The organism is Streptomyces sp. TS71-3, assembly GCF_018327685.1.
In the GTDB taxonomy this organism is placed as follows: Bacteria; Actinomycetota; Actinomycetes; order Streptomycetales; family Streptomycetaceae; genus Streptomyces.
The window spans coordinates 4,248,154-4,265,709 of sequence record NZ_BNEL01000001.1 but is presented as its reverse complement, the minus strand read 5'-3'; the positions used below and the strand labels follow the sequence as shown (position 1 = coordinate 4,265,709).

The window sequence follows — 17,556 nt, the reverse complement described above, 5'->3', positions numbered from 1 at the left end:
CATAGCGCGATGATGTCAGGGACTGTCATCAGCAAAGGATGATGATGTCAGTGACCGTCATCACGTATGATCGCGTCATGGGCAGATGGGAGCCGAACGCGCGAGGCCGGCTGGCGGAGGCGGCCCTGAAGCTCTACGCGGAGCAGGGTTTCGAGCGGACCACGGTCGCCGAGATCGCCGAGGCGGCGGGGCTGACCGAGCGGACCTTCTTCCGGCACTTCACCGACAAGCGCGAAGTGCTGTTCTACGGAACCGACATGGCCCGGGACCTGCTCACGCGCACCATCGCCGAGTCACCGGCCTCGGCGTCCCCGATGGACGCGGTGGGTGCGGCGCTGGAGTCCTTCGGCGCCTTCTTCCAGGAGGACCCCGAGCGCGTCCGGCAGCGGCACGCCATCGTCTCGTCCAGCACGGAGCTGCGCGAACGCGAGCTCGTCAAGCTGGACGTCTTCGCCTCGGGGATGGCCGCCACGCTGCGCGAACGCGGCACCCCGGAGCCGGCCGCCAGCCTGGCCGCCGAAGTGGGAATGGCGGCCTTCAAGGTCGCCTACGCGCGCTGGGTCGCCGCCGGGCCCGCCGAGTCAGGCGAGGCGGACACAGCAGGCGACGCGCGGCCGGCGGGCGGGACGGACGAGCAGGATCTGCTGCGGCTCTTCCGCGGGTCACTGGCGGAGCTGCGGGAGATCCTCGCGGACCGCGCGCCCGCATAGCCGCCCGGCCGCGGCCCGAACCGGCCGCCCCGCCGCCAGGGCCCGCGCCCGGCGCCCCGCGGCCGGCCGGTGGCCGATACCCCCGAACGCGCCCGGCGGCCCTCAGCGCAGGTGGGAGGTGTCGTTGAACAGCCGCATGCTGGCGTTTCCGTCCGTGTAGTAGGCGACGGCGGACAGCGAGGCCGGGGAGAGTTCCATGCGGAACACCGACTCGGACGGGGCGCCGAGGGCGAGCCGTACCAGGGTCTTCACCGGGGTGACGTGGCTGACCAGCAGCACGGTGCGGCCCGCGTAGGCGGCGACCAGCTTGTCGCGGGCCGCGGCGACCCGCAGGGCGACGGCCTCGAAGCTCTCGCCGCCGCCGCTCGGGGCCGCGGCGGGCGAGGCGAGCCACGCGTCCAGGTCGGCGGGGTGGCGCTCGCGGACCTCGGCGAACGTCAGGCCCTCCCAGTCGGCGAAGTCCGTCTCGCGCAGGCCCTCCTCGACGGTGACCGGCAGGTCAAGACGGGCCGCGACGGCGGCGGCGGTCTCGCGGCACCGCGTCATGGGGGAGCTGACGATGGCCTGGATGGTGCCGCGGGCGGCCAGCGCCGCGGCGGCGCGCTCCGCCTGCTCCCGGCCCACGGGTGACAGCGACGGGTCGGTTCCGGTGCTGCCGGAGAAGCGCTTCTGGGGGGTCAGGTGGGTCTCGCCGTGCCGCAGCAGCACGAAGGTGGCCGGTGCGCCGAGGTCCGCGGGCCCCCATCCCACGGAGGGCGTGGCCGCCGGTTCGGCGGTATCCCGGCCGGCCTCCGCGACACTGCGTGCGGCGCGCTCGTCGGAAGCGGCGGCCGGGGCCCCCGGCGTGGTCCGTGCCCCGACCGCGGCCTCGGCTATCGGGTCGGACTCCACCGAGCCGCGCAAACCTGCGGGCGGGGTGCCGGGCGCGCGGCCGGAGGCCGAGCCTCCGTCAGAAGGGCGTTCGGTCCGGCGGGCCGAGGTGCGGGTCGACGAGATGGCGGCACGCGCCCGCGCCGCCCCAGCCGACGCGTCACCGGGGGCGGCCTCACGGGGCTTGGCCGCCCGGGACGGCGTCGACGCGGCCCTGGGGGCCCACGCCTTTCCCTGCTTGCCCGCGTCCATGGCCTCGTTGGCCAGCCGGTCCGCGTGCTTGTTCCGCTCCCGCGGCATCCACTCGTAGCTCACCTGGCCGGCCGGGAACACCGCTGCCGCGCGGGTCGCGAGCGGCCTCATGTCGGGGTGCTTGATCTTCCAGCGGCCCGACATCTGCTCGACGACCAGTTTCGAGTCCATCCGCACGTGCACCCGCGCTCCGGGGTCGATGGCGTGGGCGGCCTGGAGCCCGGCGAGCAACCCCCGGTACTCGGCGACGTTGTTGGTGGCCACCCCGATGTACTCGGCGGTCTCGGTCAGGATGTCGCCGGTGGCCGCGTCCACGACCACGGCACCGTATCCGGCGGGCCCGGGGTTGCCCCGGGAACCGCCGTCGGCCTCGACGATGAACTCGCGCATGATCAGGACTCCAGCCTGAAGTTCGACCGGTGCGGGCGGGGCCCGCACCGTTGGGGGTGGTCGCCGGCGGCGGACGTGAGGCGGGTCAGAGGCCGGACTCTGCGGTGCGGACCAGGATGCGGCGGCAGTTCTCGCACCGCAGCACCGCGTCCGGGGCCGCGGCCCGCACGTCGTTCATCTCCGTGATGTTCAGCTCCAGGCGGCAGCCCTCGCAGCGCCGCTGGTACAGCTTGGCCGCGCCGATGCCGCCCTGCTGCTCGCGCAGCTTGTCGTAGAGGGTCAGCAGGTCGGCGGGGACGGAGCCGGCCACCACCTCGCGCTCCTTGGTGACGGAGCCGGCCTCGGTGTCCAGCTCCTGCTGGGCGCTGTCGCGGCGGGCGGTCGCCTCGTCGATCCTGGCCTCCACCGAGGAGACGCGGTCGGTCAGCTCGACGACCCTGGCCTGCGCGGACTCGCGGCGCTCCATGACGTCCAGGACGACGTCCTCCAGGTCGCCCTGCCGCTTGGCGAGCGAGGCGATCTCGTGCTGGAGGTTCTCCAGGTCCTTCGGGGAGGTGACCACGCCGGAGTCCAGCCGCTGCTGGTCCCGGACGGCGCGCTGGCGCACCTGGTCGACATCCTGCTCGGCCTTGGTCTGCTCGCGGGCGCAGTCGCTCTCCTCGGTCTGCGCCGCGATCAGCAGGTCGCGCACCTGCGCGAGGTCCTTCTGCAGCGTCTGGAGCTCTTCGAGCTCGGGCAGCGACCTTCGCCGGTGGGCCAGTTGCTGGAGGCGCACGTCGAGCGCCTGGACGTCGAGGAGTCGCTTCTGGTCGGCTGGCTCGGCTTTCAGTTGGGGGCTCCAGATGCATCGTCGGAAGCGGCGGCGGCAGAGGCCGCGCCGGGGACAGGGACGGTTTCCCCGGGCGCGGCGCCCGCCTGCGCGGCGTGCGCGGTCCAGGGATCGGTGACGGTGGTCGAGACGTGCGTGCGCAGACCCCAGCCCCGCTGCTCGGAGACCGTGTCGAGCTGGGCGGCGGCCACCTGGCACCACGGCCACTCGGTGGCCCAGTGCGCGGCGTCGAGCAGCGCGGGCGGGCCCTGCTCGCGGGCCTCGGAGGCGGGATGGTGGCGCAGGTCCGCGGTGAGGTAGGCGTCCACGCCCGCGGCCCGTACCTCGTCGAAGAGGCCGTCGCCCGAGCCGCCGCAGACCGCGACCGACCGCACCGGGGCGTCCGGGTCGCCGGCGACGCGGATGCCCTGGGCCGTGGCGGGCAGCCGTTCCGCGGCGAGCGCGGCCAGTTCGCGCACGGTCAGCGCGGTGTCCGGCTCGCAGATCCGGCCGAGGCCGCGGCGCCCGCCCGGGTCGGTGGGGGCGGGCACCAGGGGGCCGGTGATCCGCAGCCCGAGGGCGCCCGCGAGGGCGTCCGAGACGCCCGGATCGACGTGGTCGGCGTTGGTGTGGGCGACGTGCAGGGCGATGTCGTTCTTGATCAGGGTGTGCACGACACGGCCCTTGAACGTGCCCGCGTACACGGTGCTCGTGCCGCGCAGGTAGAGGGGGTGGTGCGTGACGAGCAGGTCGGCGCCGAGCCGGATCGCCTCGTCGGCGATCTCCTGCACGGGGTCGACGGCGAACAGCACCCGCTCGACGCGTGCGGCCGGGTCGCCGCAGACCGTGCCGACCGCGTCCCACTTCTCCGCGTGCTCCGGTGGCCAGAGCGTGTCGAGGGCGGTGAGGACTTCAGACAGACGGGGCACGGGGGAAAGGCTACCTGGCCGGTGGAGAGGGCCAAACCGTCCGCGGTTCCCCGCGTTCCGGGGCCGCCCGCGCGCCCGCTCCCGAGCCCGCACCCGGCCCCGCCGCGCTCCGGCCCGAGGACCGGGGCGTCGTGCAGCACAGGAATGAGGGCCTTTGCCCAGGAAACATGAGACTCCCACCCGTCCGTGTGAAAGGACCTCGGTCGAGCGGCCCGGCGGCGGCGAGAAAAACGTAGCTTCTGTCACCGGAGGTGACCGAGCAATGACTATCTGTGCCACCGAGGCCTCGGCCGGGAGCGACGACAAACCGTTCCGCCGGCCGTCCGTGGAGTGCACGCTCTCCGCGGACGGGACCTACGCGGCGCGGCTCGTACGGGGCGGTCCCGTACGGGACGGCTTCCAGCGGATCGAGGTCGCGCGGGACGGATACACGCGCGGCGGACCGGAGCGGCGCCCGAGCGCGCTCGCGCCGGACGGGCGGGCGCCCGGTGCGGGCGCGCCCGGCAGCGGGAGCGGACCGCAGTGGTTCCCGGAGCGCTGGACACTGGACGGCCCCGAGCCGTACCGGGTGGCGCTGCCCGCCCGCAGGCCCGAGCAGCAGACCAGCGAGGTGCTGCCCATGGGGGACGGACGGGTGCTCATCCACCGCACCCACGGCCACCGGCACGTCTTCGCCCTGCTGCATCCCACCAGCCCCGGCACGCGCGAGATCCCGCTGGGCTCGATGGACTGCCCGGTGGCCCCGGACGCTCCCGGGGACCTGGGCTGCGCCGCGGTACGGCTGCTGCCGCCGCCGCCCGGCGGGCGGCGCGCGTACGCGCTGGCCGTCGGGGCGCGCTCGACGGCGGTCTGGCTGGTCGCGGGCGGCTTCTCCTCGCCTCGGGCGGTCGCCGAACTGCCCGGCCGGTGCACGGGCGGTGCCTGGCTGGAGCGCACCGGCCGGCTGCTCGCCGTCGACCAGGAGCACGAGGGGCGGACCAAGACCGTGACGGTGGACCTCAGGCGCGGCGGCGAGGTGTCGCCGCTGCTGGAGATCACCGAGGGCAGCACCGACCGGCTGCTGCTCGCCGACCCGGACAGCGGCCTGCTGCTGATCCGCTCGGACGCGCCGTCGCCGGGCCACGAGCGGCTGGCCTGGGGAGTGCTGGGCGGCACGCTCCCGGTGCGCTTCCCCGAGTGCCTGCGGCTGCCGGACTGCGCGATCACGCCGTTCGCCATCCAGCCCGGTCTCGCGCTGACCCCGGAGCGGTGCGCCGTCGCGCTGCGCATCGACGGGGCCGCGGGCACCTGGCTCGGCATGTGGCGCCCCGGGGAGCGCACCCTGCACCACGTCCCGGCCCCCGAGGGCTGGCTGACCGGATGCGGGGCCTGGACCCGCGAGGGCATGCTGCACCTGCCGTATGCCACGGGCACGGTGCCGTGCGGCCTCGCGCGGCTCCCCGCTCCCCCGCCGGGCCCCGGCCCGGGCCGGCCGCCGTCCCGCACGGCACGCGGCACGGCGGCCGACACCAGGACGGGCGCGCGGGCCGTGGCCGGCGCGTGGGTACGGGCCGTCCCGGCATCGGCGCCGGACGGCGCCAGGCCGGCCGCGGTACCCGGCGCCGTCCCCGGGGCGCTGCCCGGACCGCGGTTCGGCGGGGGACGGCCGGCGGCCGGGAGCGGGCCGCTCCCGGCTCCGAGCAGGCCGCCGGCGGGTGCGCGCAGGCCACTGGCGGGTCGGGGCGAGCCGGTGCCGGACGGAACCGGCACGCTCCCAGGCGCTCCGTCAGTCGGGCGCGGACCGCTGCCCGATGGAGTCGGATCGCTCGCAAGCGGGGGCGGACCGCTGGCGGGCGGGGGCGGACCGCTGGCAGGCGGGATCGGACCGCGTCCGGTGTACCGCGACGTTCCGGGCGGCACGGCGGATGCGGCCGCGCCCCCGGAGCGGAACCGGCTGGGCGTGCCCGGGGGCGTGCCGAGCCCGCGCGGCGCGTTCCGTCCGGTCCCGTTGCAGGAGGCCCCCTTGCAAAGTGGCCCGCAGTATGCCCGGCAAGGAACCCCTTTGGGGGAGGCCCCTTCTCTCGGCCGGAGAGCCGCTGGTTAGACTCTTCCGGCTACACCGTAAGGATCTTGTGACGGGGTGACCTTCCGATGACCGAAGCCAGTACGGACGCCACTTCCCGGCCGACGGCCTGGCCCCGCGAAGCCGACCAGCCCACCGGGCCGGGCAGGCATCGCGGCCAGGTGTCCGCACACGACGAGGAGGCGGCCCCCCACGGCCGTCACCGCAAGCAGTCCGGCCAGGAGGACACGGCCAACGCGGCCTGACCTCCGCCCACGGCAGCGAAGGCCCGGCACCATGCAGATGGTGCCGGGCCTCCGCGTTTTCCGCCCTCCGTCCCCCGCTCCCGGACCCGGGACATTTGTCCTATGGGAATCGGTACGTGCGCATCTACTCGACGCCGGCACCCGCTTTCTACAGTCATGGGCATGATGACGACATCAGGCACCGCCGGCGCCGCCGCCTCCCGAGGCGCGGCTCCCGCGGTGTCCTTCACGGGGGCGGTCAAGACCTTCGGCGCCATACGGGCGGTCGACGGCATCGACCTGGAGATCGGACGCGGCGAGACCGTGGCACTGCTCGGCCGCAACGGCGCCGGCAAGTCCACCGCCATCTCGCTGCTGCTCGGGCTGAACGACCCTGACACGGGCACCGTGCTTCTCTTCGGCGATCGGCCCGAGCGCGCCGTGCAGTCCGGGCTGGTGGGGGCGATGCTCCAGGACGGGCGGCCGGTGCGCCGGGTCACCGTCCGGGAGCTGCTCACCTTCGTCGGCCGGCAGTACCCGGCGCCGATGCCCGTCGCCGAGGCCCTGGGGCTCGCGGGCATCACCGAGCTGGCCGGGCGGCGCGTGGACCGGCTGTCGGGGGGACAGACGCAGCGGGTCAGGTTCGCCGTGGCCCTGGTCGGCGATCCCGCGCTGATCGTGCTCGACGAGCCGACGGCCGCACTGGACGTGGAGGCCAGGCGGGCGTTCTGGACGTCGATGCGGGCCTACGCGCGGCGCGGCCACACCGTGCTCTTCTCCACGCACTACCTGGAGGAGGCCGACGAGCACGCCGACCGGATCGTGGTCATCGACCACGGCCGGATCGTGGCGGACGGCTCCGGCGAGGAGCTGAAGCGGGCCGCGGGCGGCAACCTCGTCTCGTTCGACCTGGCGGGCGCCGGCACCGAGGGCCTGGCGGAGCTGCCCGGCGTGACGGCCTCGGAGGTCCGCGACGGGCGGGCGCACCTGCGCTCCGACGACTCCGACGCCACGGTGATCGCACTGGCCGAACGGGGCGCGATACGCGGTCTGGAGGTCACCGCCGCCTCCCTGGAAACCGCGTTCCTCGCGCTCACCTCCTCCGGCGGGAGCGGCACGGACGGCGCCGTGCCGTCCGCCGGGCAGCGCCCGGCCGGGAGCCCGGCCCACACGGTGGCGGACCCGGCCGCCGAAGCCGATGCGGACGCGGACGCGGACGCTGACGCGGTCTCCGCCGCCGAAGCCGATGCGGATGCTGACGCCGATGCGGTCTCCGCCGCCGCAACCGATACCGATGCGGCCCCCGCCGCCACAGCCGATGCCGCAGCCGCAGCCGGTACCGCGAAGGAGACGGTGTGATGCTCGACTACCTGGTCCTGGAGATCCGCAGAGCCATGCGCGACACCGGATTCGTGATCTTCGGCATCGGCATGCCGGTGCTGATGTACCTGCTCTTCACCAACATCGGCGACGGCTCCGACGGCACGTGGAAGACGGCGTCGATGGTCGGCATGGCGGCGTACGGCGCGCTCGGCGCGGCGCTGAGCACCGGCACCGGCGTCGCCGAGGACAAGTCGATCGGGTGGCTGCGGCAACTGCGGGTCACGCCGATGCGGCCGCGGAGCGTGGTGGTCGGCCGGGCGCTGACCGGTTCGGTCATCGTGCTGCCCGCGATCGTCGCGGTGCTGCTGGCGGGCGGCCTGGTCAACGGGGTGCGGATGGCGGCCTGGCAGTGGGCGCTGGTCACCGCGCTGCTCTGGCTCGGAGCCTTCCCGTTCACCCTGCTCGGGATCGCCAACGGCTACCGGCTGACGGCGCAGACCACGGGCGTGGTGAACGTGGCGTGCAACCTGGGGCTCTCCATCGTGGGGGGCCTGTGGTTCCCGGTGGACGAGTTCCCCGGCTGGCTGCGCTCGCTGTCCTCGTTCACCCCGACCAACCGGTTCGCGGCGCTCGGGGTGTCGGCGACGGACGGGACCGCGCCCACGTTCGGGACGGTCGCCGTGCTGGCCCTCTGGCTGCTGGCCTTCGGCTCGTACGCTGTGCTTGCCTACCGCAAGTCCGCCCGCACGGTGTGAACGCAGGGGTCGGGGGCCCGGACCAGCGCGTCCGGCACGTCCGGCGGGCCCGCGACGGTGTGCGTACACCGGGCCGGGGCCCGCCGGGCCGCCCACCCGATCCCAGCGGTGTGACAGGTGACAGGAGACCTCGATGTCCTGGAAGAACGACATGACCTCCGCGGCCCGCTCGGCCGCCGCGGGGGTCAAGGCCGCCGGGCGGCTGCGCCGCCGGCGGGAGCGGCGGGCATGGGGCGGGGACGGCCAGCCGGGCCCGCCCAACGGGTTCGCGCTGCTGCCGTGGCTGCTGGTGGGGCTGGGGTCGGTGTCGAGCCTGGTGCACGGCGGCACTCCCCTGCCGTGGCTCGCCGGGCTGGGTCTGGCCGTCTTCAACTCGCTCTACTCGGTCGTGGTCTTCCGTGCCTTCGACAAGGCCAAGCGGGAGGCGCGGTGCACCCGCTGGATGCTGGCCGTGATGGCCGTGGCCGCCTTCGGTCTCGCGGCCGGGTACGGCGGTAGCTGGCTGGTGTTCCTCCCGCTCCTCGCCCTGGCCGGCGGCGCGGTGCTGCGCGGCCGGGCCATGGCACGGGTGGTCTTCGGCATCACCGTCCTCGCCGGTGCGACCGCGGCGGTCAGGATCGGCTGGGACGCCATCGAGTACGCCTACGGCACGTTCATCTCGGGGATGGTGACCGCGGCGATCCTGGCGCTCTCCGAGACCGTCAAGGAGCTGCGCGCCACCCGTGAGGAGCTGGCGCGCACGGCGGTGGAGCGCGAACGCCTGCGGTTCTCGCGCGACCTGCACGACCTGCTGGGCCACACGCTCTCGGTCGTCGTGGTCAAGGCGGAGGCGGCGCGCCGGGTCGCACCGCGCGACCTGGACGCGGCGCTGGCCCATGTCACCGACATCGAGTCGGTGGGCCGCCAGGCGCTCACGGAGATCCGCGAGGCCGTCACCGGCTACCGGGAGGGCAGCCTCAGCACGGAGCTGGACCGCGCGCGCTCCGCCCTGGGGGCCGCCGGTGTCGAACCCGTGGTCACCAGGTCGGGCCCCCCGCTCACCGCCCAGCAGGAGGCCCTGCTCGGCTGGGTGGTGCGCGAGGCGGTCACCAACGTGGTCCGGCACAGCCGCGCGGACCGCTGCGAGATCACCGTGGCCGGCAGCGGGGAGCGGCTGCGCCTGGGCGTCCTGGACAACGGCCGGGGTCCCGCGGCCGCCGTGGTGCCGGACGGGACCACCGGGCGGACGGTCGGCGGCACCGGGCTGAAGGGGCTCACCGAGCGGCTGGCGGCCGCGGGCGGCTCCCTGACTGCGGGCCGCGGCCCGCGCGGCGGTTTCCTGGTGACCGCCGAACTCCCCGTCGAGCCGGCGTCCGATCCCGCTCCGGCCGCCGGGCGGGATCCGGGGACCGGTGTCATCCTGAAGGCGTGAGCGCACCGCGCGCCGCCCGGCCGCGGCCCCAGGAGGCTTTCCACGCTCCCCGGACCCGGCGGCCCCGGCGGCTGACGATCCGGCGCCGGGTGGGCGTGCTGCTCCGCTTCCCCGCCGGCATCGCGCTGGTGTCCTGGCGCTACGTCTGGCGGGTCACGGCGCTGCACCGCACCGAGACCGAGGGCGACCGTGGCGACCTGCCGCCGCCGCTGCCCGCGGAGCTGGTCGACGAGCGCAGCAAGCTGCTGGCGGACGGCGCGGGGCCGATGTTCCACCGGCGGTTCTCGGTGCGCATCGAGGGCAGCGGGATGACGCCCGAGTCGCTGATGTCCGCCGTGGCGGCGGACGTGAACCGCGCGGCCCCGTCCGCCGCCGCCGTCTTCCACAAGACGGCCGGCGTGCCCGGCACCGCCCAGGTGGCGGACGAGTACCGGGTGCAGATGCCGGGGCCCTGGGACGGTCCGGTGCGGGTGGTGCACCGCGACGCCACCTCCCTGCGGCTCGCCACCCTCACGGGGCACCTGGAGGCCGGGCAGATCGAGTTCCGTACCGCGAGCGACCGCGGGTGCCTGGTCTTCGAGGTGGAGACCTGGGCGCGCGGCGGCGACCGGTGGGCGGACCTGCTGTACAGCAGGCTGCGGATGGCCAAGGAGATCCAGTTCAACATGTGGGTGCACTTCTGCCTGCGCACGGCCCGGTTCTCCGGCGGCCGCAGCCGGGGCGGGGTCACCGTCGTCACGCGCGCCGTGCCCGAGCCGGTCTGCCTCGCCGCGCGGGGCTGCTGAGCGGCAGGGCGGGGGCGATGGCGAGGGACTCGTCGCCGGGCACCCGCTCCACGCCGAGGACCGGTGCGCCGCGCAGTTCGGCCCGCACCAGCAGCACGAGGCGCCGCGCGGCCGCCCGCAGGAACCGGTGCTGGGTCGCCCTGCCGAACGCCTCGAAGCCGAGCCTGACGACGGGGTTCGCGATCGGGGCCCGGCGCGATCGGCCGCTGATGCGGAACTCGACGTCTCCGGTGGCCAGGTGCTTGACGACGAGATAGGTCAGGTCGCCCTCCTCCAGGTGGCCCTGGAGTGTCCGGTACGTCCAGCCCCAGACGCGCCGGGCCGCGGTGCCGGTGCCGAAGGTACCGTCGACCACCGACGTCACCCGGACGCCCATGTCGAAGCGGAGCCCCAGGAAGCGGCCCTCCAGCAGCATGTTCCGGCCGGGCAGCGGATCGCCGGGCCGGTACAGGGCACGCAGGATGCGCGGCTCCACGAACTGGAAGTCGCGCACCAGCCGGCAGGCGATCTGCCAGGCACCACCGGGCACCGGGTCGCCGGACGGCTCCCTGGCGACCGGGCAGCGCAGCGCGTCCAGGCTCCAGCCCGCGTTCCAGTACGGCAGCGGCCCGGGCGGTGGCGCGTAGTTCACGTCGAGCCGGGCCAGCGCCTCCAGGGCCTCGGCCGCACCGGCGCGGTACAGGCGCCGTTCACGCAGCATGCGGCCCCCTCGGTGGCGGGCGCCGGTCACCGCGGGGCGGCACGCACACGACGCGGGTCGCCGGAGGCTACTCGTACTCCGCCATGTTCTGGCCGATCAGCCAGAACATGGGCGGCCACAGGCCGACGAAGAGCGCCCGGCGCTCGGCGTTGCCGCGCTCGTCCTGGTCGTAGCCCTTCGCCCGGGTCCAGAACCCGATGCAGAGGACCACCGAGCCCAGCGAGGCGAGTTCGAGGTGGACACGGCGCAGCCCGGCCCGGTGCAGGACCTCAGCGACCGGCATACGACCTCCCCGGGCAACCTCCGCGCACGGCCCGTCCGCCGCCGTTCGCTCCACCGGCCGGGACGGATTCTTCCAATATGAGGAGCATAGGCCAGATATGTCCGCATGGCGCGCGCCCGCCGCCGGACGGCCCACCGCGCGGCCGGGACCGCCCGCCCGGGACCACTCGGCGGGGGCCGCCCGCCGGGAGTCACCTTGTAGCGGGCCGAGCCGGACCGCACGGCGCCGGACCTGACCGCACCTGACCGCACGGCGCCGCACCTGACCGCACGGTGCCGGACCCTGACCGCGCGGCTCCGGCTCCGCGGCCGGAACGTACCCTCTTGCGCATGACCGCGCAGCCGTCCGGGGACTCCGGTGTGACACGTACGAGGGTGCTGCTCGCCGAGGACCAGGGGATGATGCGCGGCGCACTGGCCCTGCTGCTCGGCCTGGAGGACGACCTGGAGGTCGTCGCGCAGGTGGCCACGGGGGACGCGATCGTGCCGACGGCGCTGAGCACGCGCCCCGACGTCGCCCTGCTCGACATCGAGCTGCCCGGGTGCAGCGGCCTGGACGCGGCGGCGGAGCTGCGCCGGCGGTGCCCCGAGTGCCGCGTGCTGATCCTGACGACGTTCGGGCGGCCGGGGTACCTGCGGCGGGCCATGGACGCGGGCGCGGCCGGCTTCCTCGTCAAGGACGGGCCCGTGGAGGAGCTGGCGGCGGCGATCCGGCGGGTGCTCGCCGGCGAGACGGTCGTCGATCCGGCACTGGCGGCCGCGGCGCTCACCGCCGGACCCAACCCGCTGACGCCCCGCGAGCGCGAGGTGCTCGTCGCGTCGGCGGACGGCGCGACGGTCGCGGACATCGCCGGGAAGGTGGGCCTGTCGGAGTCGACGGTGCGCAACTACCTCTCGTCGGCCATCGGCAAGACCGGCACGCGCAACCGCATGGAGGCGGTGCGCGAGGCACGGCAGCAGGGGTGGCTCTGAGGCCCCCGCTGCCGCGTCATCACCGCATGGACGTCGTCACCGGCCCCGTGCCGCCCACGGACCTCACGGACGAGCCGCCCGCACCTGATGCACGGCCCCCGCGGTGGCCGGCCCGCCGCGCTCAGTGCTGGCGCTGCGCCGCCTGTTCGGCGTCCGGCTCGACGAGCACCGGTCTCGGCCGGCGGGTCTCCCGGGGCATCCACAGCACCATGACGACGACCGCGGCGGCCAGGATGACGGTCGCGCACCGGAAGGCCAGGGCGTAGCCCGCGGTGAGCGCCGCGGGGCCGGTGCCGTCGCCGACTGCCGCCGTGCGGGACGCGGCCACCGTGGACAGCACGGCGAGCCCGAGCGCGCCGCCGAGGGTGCGCGAGGTGTTGACCAGGCCGGACACCAGGCCCGCGTCCCCCGGGTCGACGCCCGAGGTGGCGAGCGAGGCGAGCGGTGTCGTCGCGAGGCCGGCACCGAGCATCATCACGATGCCCGGCAGCAGGATCGACATGACGTAGCCGCCGTCCGCACGCATCGTCGACTGCCAGGCGAAGCCCACCATGGCGACGAGGATGCCGAGCACCGCCACGTTCCTGGCGCCGAGACGGGGCATCAGACGCGGGGCGGTCTTGGAACCCGCCATGATGCTCACCGAGCTGGGGACAAGCGCGATCCCGGCCCCCAACGGGCCGTAACCCAGGACATTCTGTGCGTACAGGGTCATCAGAAACCACATGCACATCATTCCGGCGCCGCCGATGAACATGGCGACGTTGGCGGCGGCCACGGGGCGCAGCCGGAACAGCTTCAGCGGCATCAGCGGGGCCCGGGTGCGCGCCTCCACCAGCAGGAAGACGGCCAGCAGCAGCGGCCCCGCGACCAGTGGGGCCAGCGTCCGCGCGGAGGTCCACCCCGAGGCCTCGGTCTCCACGATGCCGTAGGCGAGCACGGCCGCGCCCGCGGTGACCAGCACCGCGCCCAGCAGGTCGAGCCGGCGCCCGGCGGTGGACCTGCTCTCGGCCACCCAGCGGACCGCGGCGGTCAGCACCAGCGCGCCGATCGGCACGTTGATCAGGAGCACCCACCGCCAGGACAGCGCCTCGGTGAGCACACCGCCGACCAGGCCGCCCGCGGCGCCGCCGCCCCCGCCCACCGCGCTCCAGGTGGCTATCGCACGCGCGCGTGCCGGGCCTTCGGCGACCGCGGAGGTGAGGATCGTCAGCGTGGCGGGAGCCAGCACCGCGGCACCCAGGCCCTGCACGGCGCGGGCGGCCAGCAGTTGCCAGCCCTCCTGGGCGACGCCGCCCGCGAGCGAGGCGAGCGTGAAGAGCGCGAGGCCCATCAGGAACGTGCGCTTGCGGCCGAAGACGTCACCGGCCCGGCCGCCGAGCAGCATGAAGCCGGCGAAGGCGATCGAGTAGGCGTTGACGACCCATTGCAGGCCGGGCGCGCTCAGCCCGAGGTCCGTCCGCATCGAGGGCAGCGCCACATTGACCACGGAGACGTCGAGCACGACGAGGAACTGCCCCGCGCAGGTGGTGAGCACCACCAGCCAGGTGGGCACCGGAGTGCGGCGGGCGGGGGGCTCGGGAGGCGCGGCGGCTGGGGACATGGGGGCCATCGTCGCAGCGCCCGGCCCGCCGTGCATCGGGAATTCGCCGCACCGGTGCTGGTCCCATGGGACCAGGGCCTGTCCGGCCGCGCCCGCCGGCCCGGTGCGCCCGGCCCCGTCTCACAGGTCACGGACAGGTCAAGATTGATGTTCATAGGATATTCCTTGGAATACTCCCCGCCCCGGGTGAGTTGGGAACCGTCGTACTGCCGCACGGCCCCGGCCTCGGCACAGCGTGCCGCCATCGCGCCACGCACGACCGACCCGGCCCGCGTTCGCACGGCGGCGGTGCCGCCCGGCTTCAGGAAGCGCGGCGCCCCAGGGTGCCCGTACCACCCGCTGCCGCCGGAAGGCCGCAGCCACCGACGACGCACCGCTGACGACTGATGGACGCACGGAACCGATGGCTGATGACGGACGGCTGACGACCAGCGAGTCCGAAGCAACACCCAGACGCAATCCCCTCTCACTCCGCCCTGGAGGCCGCACAGAATGACCCAGACGACCGACCAGCACCCAGCGACGGCGGCCCAGGAGACCGCCGTTCGCGCGTCCGGGGTTCCCGGGGGTTCCGGACTGCCGGAGGACCCCGAGAAGCACCGTGACCGCAGCGGCGGCATCGTCCCCGTCCTCGCCTTCGCCGGCATCACGGTCGCCGTGATGCAGACGCTGCTCGTGCCGGTCATCAAGGATCTGCCGACCCTGCTCAGCACCTCGCCGAGCAACGCCACCTGGGTCATGACCTCCACGCTGCTCGCCGGCGCGGTGGCCACCCCGATCATGGGCCGCCTCGGCGACCTCTACGGCAAGCGGCGCATGCTGCTCGCCAGCCTCGCCGTCATGGTGATCGGCTCCCTGATCTGCGGCTTCACCGACCAGCTCCTGGTCATGATCGGCGGCCGGGCGCTCCAGGGCTTCGCGATGGGCGCGATCCCGCTCGGCATCGGCCTGATGCGCGACGAGCTGCCGCGCGAGCGGCTGGCGAGCGCCATGGCGCTGATGAGCTCCTCGATCGGCGTCGGCGGCGGTCTCGCGCTGCCGGGTGCCGCGCTGGTCGCCCAGCACCTGGACTGGCACGCGCTGTTCTTCACGGCCGCCGCGCTCGGCGTGGTGGCGATCCTGCTGACGATGCTGGTGGTGCCGGAGTCCCGGGTGCGCGCCCGCGGCAGCTTCGACCTGTTCGGCGCCCTCGGCCTGTCCGGCGGCCTGATCCTCCTGCTGCTGCCCATCACCAAGGGCAGCGACTGGGGCTGGGGCTCGCCCACCACCCTCGTCCTGTTCGGCGCCGCGGTGCTGGTCCTGCTGGTGTGGGGCCTGATAGAGCTGCGCCTCAAGGCCCCGCTGGTCGACCTGCGCACCTCCGCGCGCCGCGAGGTGCTGCTCACCAACCTCACCTCGATCATGGTCGGCGTCGCCTTCTACGCCATCTCTTTGGTGCTCCCCCAGCTCCTCCAGCTGCCCAAGGCCACGGGTTACGGCCTGGGCCAGTCGATGGTGGTCGCCGGCCTCTGCGTGGCCCCGCTCGGGCTGACGATGATGCTGACGGCTCCGCTCTACGCCAAGCTCTCCCGGGTCTACGGCCCCAAGGTCTCGCTGCTGCTCGGCATGCTGGTCATCGGCATCGGGTACGGCGCCGGACTCGGCCTCATGAGCGCCCCCTGGCAGACCATCGTCATCTCGGTGGTGGTCGGCGCGGGCATCGGTCTCGCCTACTCCTCGCTGCCGGCACTGATCATCGGCGCGGTGGACCCCTCGGAGACCGGCGCGGCCAACGGCCTCAACACTCTGATGCGCTCCATCGGCACCTCGGTCTCCAGCGCCGTCATCGGCATGGTGCTGGCCCGCACCGCGAACCTCACGCCCGATGGGATCGCGGTACCGACGCTGCACGGCTTCCGGGTGTCGTTCCTGATCGCCACGGCCGCGGTCGCCGGCGGTCTGGTGTTCGCGCTGTTCCTGCCGTCGCGCCGGCGGGCGCCCGCGGCCGGACACCTGCGCGCGGAGTCGGAGCAGGACACGCCCGATGCCCAGCAGGCCGGCGCCCCCGCCACAGCGGCGCCGCTCGCGGCCGAGCCGGCGACCGCCGTCGCCTCCGCTGTCGCCGAGCCGGCGATCGGTACGACCGCCACGGCCGTCCTCACGAAGGCCCCCGCCGCGGTCCAGGGCGGCGGTTGCTACGGCCGGGTGCTGGACGCCGCCGGTTCGCCGGTGGCGCGTGCGAAGGTCACGCTGATCGACAGCCGCGGCCGGCAGGCCGGCGCCGCCTTCACGGACGCGGAGGGACGCTTCGCCCTCGCCGTGCCGGACGTCGGCTCGTACGTGCTCGCCGCACGGGCCGCGGGCCACGCACCGCGCGCCTCCGCGGCCACGTACTCCGGTCCGGGCCGCCCGATGTCCGTCACGCTGACCCTTCCTGCCCTGGTCCCGGGTCCGCGCACGGAGCCCGAGCCCGCCCTGGAGCGGCCGCACGCCGGGGCGTGAGATCCCCGGTGTGACGCCGGCCCGAACTCCGGCGCGAAGGCCCCGGGTCGCCCCTCGAAGGGGGGCCCGGGGCCTTCGCCATGCCCGGACGGCCGCGCGGTGGCGCGTGCGGCAGAATTCCCTTCGGTGCGCATCATCGTGGCCAGTGCGCAATCCGTCGTAGCGGACGCGCTTCCGTCGCAGCCGGAATGTGCTGCGCCGTGACGCGCGGCCCCGGTGTCAGCCCGTGATCCGCATCAGGCTCACCCGGTCCCCCGCGACCGTGAACGCGAAGTCCGAGGGCCCGTTGAAGCCGCTGCCGCCGACCTGGGCGCTGACGGTGACGGTGTCGCCGTCGGCACGGGTCCCGGTCACGTCGAGGGTGACCTGCTTGCCGATGAACTCGGCGTCGCTCCAGCCCCGGATGGCATCGCCGCCGCGGAACTCGCGCCCCCAGTCGTTCACGGCACCGTCCTCCGTGAAGACCGCGAGGAACGCGTCGGTGTCGCCGTTGTTCGCCGCGTCGAGGGCGCGCCGGACGGGGGCGGGCAGGGCTGCGGTGGCCATGGGTGTCTCCCGGTGGTGCCGATGGAACGGAACGTGGGTGCAGTGGAACGCGTTCAGGGCGCGGACGGAGCACGGCAGCGGCGCCGGCGGAGCACGGCGGGCCCGCGGGCGGCGCTCCGGAAGCTTCGGCCGCACGCGAATGATCGCATCCGGTGTGCCGGCGCGGCCGGAACACCTCGCCGTCGCCGTCGCCTCCCGGCTCCCAGCTCCCGACCCCCGGCTCCCGACCCCCGGCTCCCGGCTCCCGGCTCCCGCACGCGCCCACCGCGCCCTGCGCTCCGAGCACTCCGACCGGTGGTGTCCGGCACTGAGGTCGTTCCTTGGCGGGGGTTCCACCGGACACCGTCCGGCCCGTGCGCCGGCCGGACTCGTTACCATCCGTTACGCCCCCGCCGCCCCCGGCGGCGGCGCCGTACGGCAGCATGGGCGCCGGGGCCTGCGCACCAGGCGCAT

General features: G+C 74.8%; 15 protein-coding genes and 1 pseudogene. 9 read left to right on the top strand and 7 right to left on the bottom strand.

What is annotated here, in order from left to right:
- Positions 1–77: 77 nt before the first annotated feature.
- Positions 78–710 carry a TetR/AcrR family transcriptional regulator gene (locus tag Sm713_RS17235; RefSeq protein WP_212910487.1) on the top strand — a complete coding sequence of 211 codons (633 nt, stop codon included), beginning with the start codon at positions 78–80 and terminating at the stop codon, positions 708–710.
- A gap of 102 nt (positions 711–812) precedes the next feature.
- Here the strand turns inward: Sm713_RS17235 and Sm713_RS17230 are convergent, their stop codons facing one another.
- From Sm713_RS17230 to Sm713_RS17220, 3 genes are all read right to left on the bottom strand, one after another.
- Positions 813–2,222, bottom strand: a complete 1,410-nt coding sequence (locus Sm713_RS17230) for a bifunctional RNase H/acid phosphatase (RefSeq protein ID WP_212910486.1) — start codon at positions 2,220–2,222, stop codon at positions 813–815.
- An 85-nt stretch (positions 2,223–2,307) separates the two neighbouring features.
- Positions 2,308–3,051 (bottom strand): zinc ribbon domain-containing protein, encoded by a 744-nt coding sequence (locus Sm713_RS17225; RefSeq protein WP_212912071.1) that lies wholly within the window; start codon positions 3,049–3,051, stop codon positions 2,308–2,310.
- Positions 3,048–3,959 carry a Nif3-like dinuclear metal center hexameric protein gene (locus Sm713_RS17220; RefSeq protein WP_212910485.1) on the bottom strand — a complete coding sequence of 304 codons (912 nt, stop codon included), beginning with the start codon at positions 3,957–3,959 and terminating at the stop codon, positions 3,048–3,050. Before Sm713_RS17220 ends, Sm713_RS17225 begins: the two co-directional genes overlap by 4 nt.
- A gap of 262 nt (positions 3,960–4,221) precedes the next feature.
- Between Sm713_RS17220 and Sm713_RS41695 the strand changes: the two genes are divergently transcribed.
- The 6 genes and pseudogenes from Sm713_RS41695 to Sm713_RS17190 all read left to right on the top strand — a co-directional run bounded on the left by Sm713_RS41695 (position 4,222) and on the right by Sm713_RS17190 (position 10,519).
- Positions 4,222–6,042, top strand: a complete 1,821-nt coding sequence (locus Sm713_RS41695; RefSeq protein WP_212910484.1) for a hypothetical protein — start codon at positions 4,222–4,224, stop codon at positions 6,040–6,042.
- 47 nt (positions 6,043–6,089) lie between these two features.
- Positions 6,090–6,266 (top strand): hypothetical protein, encoded by a 177-nt coding sequence (locus Sm713_RS17210; RefSeq protein WP_212910483.1) that lies wholly within the window; start codon positions 6,090–6,092, stop codon positions 6,264–6,266.
- Between the two features lie 219 nt (positions 6,267–6,485).
- Positions 6,486–7,346 (top strand): annotated as a pseudogene (locus Sm713_RS17205) (ATP-binding cassette domain-containing protein); the annotation flags it as partial.
- A gap of 257 nt (positions 7,347–7,603) precedes the next feature.
- The gene (locus tag Sm713_RS17200; RefSeq protein WP_212910482.1) at positions 7,604–8,323 is read left to right on the top strand and encodes an ABC transporter permease; all 720 of its coding nucleotides are present in this window, start codon (positions 7,604–7,606) and stop codon (positions 8,321–8,323) included.
- Between the two features lie 133 nt (positions 8,324–8,456).
- Positions 8,457–9,734 (top strand): sensor histidine kinase, encoded by a 1,278-nt coding sequence (locus Sm713_RS17195; protein ID WP_249416342.1) that lies wholly within the window; start codon positions 8,457–8,459, stop codon positions 9,732–9,734.
- Positions 9,731–10,519, top strand: a complete 789-nt coding sequence (locus Sm713_RS17190) for a DUF1990 family protein (protein ID WP_249416341.1) — start codon at positions 9,731–9,733, stop codon at positions 10,517–10,519. Before Sm713_RS17195 ends, Sm713_RS17190 begins: the two co-directional genes overlap by 4 nt.
- Here Sm713_RS17190 and Sm713_RS17185 read toward each other — a convergent pair.
- Both Sm713_RS17185 and Sm713_RS17180 read right to left on the bottom strand, forming a co-directional pair.
- On the bottom strand, positions 10,470–11,219 hold the full coding sequence (locus Sm713_RS17185) for a DUF1990 family protein (RefSeq protein ID WP_212910481.1): 750 nt from the start codon (positions 11,217–11,219) through the stop codon (positions 10,470–10,472). The genes Sm713_RS17190 and Sm713_RS17185 overlap by 50 nt on opposite strands.
- A gap of 67 nt (positions 11,220–11,286) precedes the next feature.
- Complete coding sequence (locus tag Sm713_RS17180; protein WP_212910480.1) at positions 11,287–11,502, bottom strand: hypothetical protein; 216 nt, start codon at positions 11,500–11,502, stop codon at positions 11,287–11,289.
- A 329-nt stretch (positions 11,503–11,831) separates the two neighbouring features.
- Between Sm713_RS17180 and Sm713_RS17175 the strand changes: the two genes are divergently transcribed.
- Positions 11,832–12,473, top strand: a complete 642-nt coding sequence (locus tag Sm713_RS17175; RefSeq protein ID WP_212910479.1) for a response regulator transcription factor — start codon at positions 11,832–11,834, stop codon at positions 12,471–12,473.
- Between the two features lie 121 nt (positions 12,474–12,594).
- Here the strand turns inward: Sm713_RS17175 and Sm713_RS17170 are convergent, their stop codons facing one another.
- Positions 12,595–14,085: an MFS transporter gene (locus Sm713_RS17170; protein WP_212910478.1), complete on the bottom strand. Its 1,491-nt coding sequence runs from the start codon at positions 14,083–14,085 to the stop codon at positions 12,595–12,597.
- Between the two features lie 483 nt (positions 14,086–14,568).
- On the opposite strand from Sm713_RS17170, the gene Sm713_RS17165 reads away from it, so the two are divergent.
- Positions 14,569–16,557, top strand: a complete 1,989-nt coding sequence (locus Sm713_RS17165) for an MFS transporter (protein ID WP_212910477.1) — start codon at positions 14,569–14,571, stop codon at positions 16,555–16,557.
- A gap of 219 nt (positions 16,558–16,776) precedes the next feature.
- Here Sm713_RS17165 and Sm713_RS17160 read toward each other — a convergent pair whose 3' ends face one another.
- Positions 16,777–17,103 (bottom strand): nuclear transport factor 2 family protein, encoded by a 327-nt coding sequence (locus tag Sm713_RS17160; RefSeq protein ID WP_212910476.1) that lies wholly within the window; start codon positions 17,101–17,103, stop codon positions 16,777–16,779.
- Between the last annotated feature and the right edge of the window lie 453 nt (positions 17,104–17,556).

Excerpts from the sequence above, each read along its gene's own strand:
- Sm713_RS17175 (WP_212910479.1), top strand. The coding sequence starts at position 11,832 with ATGACCGCGCAGCCGTCCGGGGACTCCGGTGTGACACGTACGAGGGTG.
- Sm713_RS17170 (WP_212910478.1), bottom strand. The coding sequence starts at position 14,085 with ATGGCCCCCATGTCCCCAGCCGCCGCGCCTCCCGAGCCCCCCGCCCGC.
- Sm713_RS17235 (WP_212910487.1), top strand. The coding sequence starts at position 78 with ATGGGCAGATGGGAGCCGAACGCGCGAGGCCGGCTGGCGGAGGCGGCC.
- Sm713_RS41695 (WP_212910484.1), top strand. The coding sequence starts at position 4,222 with ATGACTATCTGTGCCACCGAGGCCTCGGCCGGGAGCGACGACAAACCG.
- Sm713_RS17165 (WP_212910477.1), top strand. The coding sequence starts at position 14,569 with ATGACCCAGACGACCGACCAGCACCCAGCGACGGCGGCCCAGGAGACC.
- Sm713_RS17185 (WP_212910481.1), bottom strand. The coding sequence starts at position 11,219 with ATGCTGCGTGAACGGCGCCTGTACCGCGCCGGTGCGGCCGAGGCCCTG.
- Sm713_RS17160 (WP_212910476.1), bottom strand. The coding sequence starts at position 17,103 with ATGGCCACCGCAGCCCTGCCCGCCCCCGTCCGGCGCGCCCTCGACGCG.
- Sm713_RS17195 (WP_249416342.1), top strand. The coding sequence starts at position 8,457 with ATGTCCTGGAAGAACGACATGACCTCCGCGGCCCGCTCGGCCGCCGCG.
- Sm713_RS17200 (WP_212910482.1), top strand. The coding sequence starts at position 7,604 with ATGCTCGACTACCTGGTCCTGGAGATCCGCAGAGCCATGCGCGACACC.
- Sm713_RS17210 (WP_212910483.1), top strand. The coding sequence starts at position 6,090 with ATGACCGAAGCCAGTACGGACGCCACTTCCCGGCCGACGGCCTGGCCC.
- Sm713_RS17230 (WP_212910486.1), bottom strand. The coding sequence starts at position 2,222 with ATGCGCGAGTTCATCGTCGAGGCCGACGGCGGTTCCCGGGGCAACCCC.
- Sm713_RS17180 (WP_212910480.1), bottom strand. The coding sequence starts at position 11,502 with ATGCCGGTCGCTGAGGTCCTGCACCGGGCCGGGCTGCGCCGTGTCCAC.